Here is a 2,604-nt window from a genome sequence, read left to right as displayed (position 1 = left end):
CAGCCCGGTGGAGAGGTCCCCATCATGGTGTGACCGATGGAGGAAAAGGGCGAGATGGCGAACGAGTCCATGCACACAGACGCCGGCCAGTCAGGCGACCTTCAGCTCCCTGAAGAGGGCGCGGGCCTTCCCCCACGAGCCGTCCTTGAAGATGCGCACGCCCTTGCCGCTCCCGCCGCCAATCATCCCTGGAATGGTGGCCTGGAGGGGCTTGGCGCCGGGCGGCTGGTAGACGACGCGGGCCTTCCGGGCGGAGGGCAGGGCGGCGCTGGTGGCGTCCACCAGCAGGTAGATGGTCTCGCCGTCCACGTGGAGCCGCTCGGGGTCCTGGCGGTGGTTGAACTCGGCCAGCAGCTCGCCGTCATCCACGGAGGAGGCCTCGCTGCCGAGCAGGCGGACCTTCACCCGCAGCCAGCTCGCGGCCGGGGCGCCTTCCTGGCTCGCGTAGTCGCGCACGCCCTGGATGACGACGGCGACATCAGCGCCGTTGCCGGGCGCCTTCTTCGCCGCCAGGCGCAGGCCCGTCTGCTTGCTGTTGTCGGTGTCCAGCAGCAGCGTGGTGTTGGCGCAGCGGTTCTTGCACGCGTCTCCAAACGGCACCTTGTCGAAGCGCAGGCGCATGGCGAAGTCACTGCCCTGGGGGCCGATGACGGCGTTGACGATGACGGGACGCTCCCCCTCCGGAGGCGCGGTGTAGCGGAAGGTGGCGCGCTCCTTGGCGGCGAAGGCGGTGCCGGCGAGCAGGGCGCAGAGGAGCAATGGGCGCTTCACGTGGAGACCTCCCAGAGACAAAAGGACCTATTCAAGAGGGAAGGGGGCCGCCGCTTCAAGTCCCGGACGTTAGAGTGGGGCTTTCGACGAGGAGGATTTCGCGATGCGTGAACCGTACGTGCGGCAGCTCAAGCTCGGGCCCATGGACAATTTCGTCTACCTGGTGGGCCCCCGCCACTCGGATGAAGTGGTGGTGGTGGACCCCGCGTGGGACGTGGAGGCCATCGAGCAGGCGGTGAAGCAGGACGGCAAGCGCGTGGTGGGCGCGTTCGTCTCACACTGCCACTTCGACCACATCAACGGCCTGCCGGACCTCTTGTCGAAGTGGGACGTGCCGGTGTTCGCGCAGCGCGAAGAGGTCCAGTTCTCCCCGGAGCTGCGCGAGCTGGGCGGCGCGCTGCGGCCCCTGGGGCCAGGGGACGAGGTGCGCGTGGGGACGGAGACGTTCCAGGCGCTGCACACGCCCGGGCACACGCCGGGCTCGCACTGCCTGCTGGCCGGCGACGCGCTCGTATCCGGGGACACCGTGTTCATCAATGGATGCGGCCGGTGTGACATGAGCGGCGGCGACCCGGAGGAGATGTACCGCTCCCTGTCCCAGGTGCTGGCGAAGGTGCCCGACAGCGCGAAGCTGTATCCGGGGCACGACTATGGCGACGTGCCGGTGACCTCCATGGAGACGGTGCGACAGAAGAACCCGTACTTCGCCTTCGACAGCGTGGACGCCTTCGTCGCGTTCCGCATGCGGCCGCGCAAGTAGCCGCCCGCGCCTCCGGTGTCTGGCGTCCAACGCGCGCTCACACCGGCGACACGTTTACCCCGAGTGCGTGCCTGTCTATTGAATCGCGCCCGGCAGGAGAGGCGTTTTCGCCTGCCGTGTTTCCTCGCAGTCCAGGCGTCGAATCAGGAGCGTTCTCATGTTTCAGGATCAGCTTTCCCCCCAGTCGCAGCAGATGTTCGGTGAGTCGCTGAAGGAGCGGGTCGTCGAAGCCGTTCGCGAGCAGATTGTCTCCACGATTGAGGACCGGCTTGGCCGCGAGGTGCGTGAGCGCGTGGGGGAGGCCATCCGCCACGCGATTTCCGAGCGCGGCGGCGGCATGCCGCAGGGGTACGGGATGATGCCCCAGGGCTACGGGATGCCGGAGCCGGAGCGCATCGCGGACGCGCTTTGCTCCCGCCTGGCTGAGACGCTGCGCGAGCGCATCGCCTCCGTGGTGCACGAGCGCATCCGCGACGGCATCCGCGAGCGGCTGGCCGAGTGCGTGCGCGCGGCGATGATCGAGCAGTGGCAGATGTCCTCCCACGGCTTCGGCGGCCCGGATGCCGAGCGGCTGGCGGAGACGGTGCGCACCCGGCTGCTGGAGTCCCTGCGCGAGCGCATCAACACCGCCGCGCATGACGGCGTGCGCGAGGCCCTGCGCGAGCGGCTGGCGGACACGCTGCGCTCGGTGATGTCGGAGCGCGTGCCCGGCTTCAGCCCCCACGACGCGGAGCGGCTGGCGGACGCCCTCCGCGGGCGCCTGGCCGAGGCCCTCCACGAGGGGCTGGTGTACAGCCTGCGTGAGCGCGTGCGCGAGTCCCTGCGCGAGCGCCTGGCCGACGGGCTCCGCGGCGTCATGACGCGCCAGTGGGGCGGCATGGCGGCCGGCTCGTTCGACCCCGAGCGCATCGCGATGACCCTCCAGGACCGGCTGTCCGAGGGGCTGCGCGAGCGCATCAACTCGGCGGTCCGTGAGCGCGTCCGCGAGGTGCTGCGGGAGCGCATGGGCGAGCTGCTGCGCGGCGCCATGGCCCGTCACCGGGGCACGATGGGCCAGGGCGGGATGATGGGGC

General features: G+C 70.0%; 3 protein-coding genes. 2 read left to right on the top strand and 1 reads right to left on the bottom strand.

The window, feature by feature from the left end; all coding sequences use genetic code 11:
* Nucleotides 1-90: 90 nt before the first annotated feature.
* Entirely contained in the window at nt 91-771 is a 681-nt protein-coding gene (locus HV824_RS35495; protein WP_176425242.1) for a hypothetical protein, read from the bottom strand.
* A 103-nt stretch (nt 772-874) separates the two neighbouring features.
* On the opposite strand from HV824_RS35495, the gene HV824_RS35490 reads away from it, so the two are divergent.
* Both HV824_RS35490 and HV824_RS35485 read left to right on the top strand, forming a co-directional pair.
* The gene (locus HV824_RS35490) at nt 875-1,531 is read left to right on the top strand and encodes an MBL fold metallo-hydrolase (RefSeq protein WP_176419506.1); all 657 of its coding nucleotides are present in this window, start codon (nt 875-877) and stop codon (nt 1,529-1,531) included.
* Nucleotides 1,532-1,688: 157 nt separating this feature from the next.
* The coding region (locus tag HV824_RS35485) for a hypothetical protein (RefSeq protein WP_176425241.1) at nt 1,689-2,604 on the top strand (916 nt) is incomplete at its 3' end.

Origin of the sequence: Myxococcus sp. AM009, from assembly GCF_013372605.1 — a bacterium.
Lineage (GTDB): Bacteria > Myxococcota > Myxococcia > Myxococcales > Myxococcaceae > Myxococcus > Myxococcus vastator.
Note: the sequence above shows the minus strand (reverse complement) of the source record. Positions and strands in the feature narration are given on the sequence as shown.